1 pseudogene is annotated in these 353 nt (G+C 37.7%); it reads right to left on the reverse strand.

From position 1 onward, the window contains the following. Window positions 1-353, reverse strand: a pseudogene (locus AB4Y90_RS18300) (peptidoglycan-binding protein LysM); the annotation flags it as partial.

Raw genomic sequence — 353 nt, forward strand, 5'->3', positions numbered from 1 at the left:
TTATAAAGCCGTTGCAGTATAAGTTACTGTTTGCGTGTAAGTTCCGGCTGGTTTACCTAAAATATCTGAAGATGATGATTTCGCTGAAGGAATCATGTAATCCAGATTCAATGTCAATGCACTTCCAAGCGGAGCGTTTGATACCAAAGTTTGATCAGTTGCAGATAAAACGACAGCGCTTTTTGTTCCGCCCATTGTTCCTGCAGATGCAGCTGCTTTGATTGTCAAAACATTTACAGGGATTAAGTTGGTTCCACTTATAAAATTAGCACCTCCTGCTTTTACTTTAACGTTAAAATTCTTAGTTGAAGTAACTTTCAAAGAGTTGGCTTTAGTAACAGTTTGATCAGAAT

It is taken from the genome of Chryseobacterium sp. 2TAF14 (genome assembly GCF_052115105.1).
Taxonomy (GTDB): Bacteria; Bacteroidota; Bacteroidia; order Flavobacteriales; family Weeksellaceae; genus Chryseobacterium.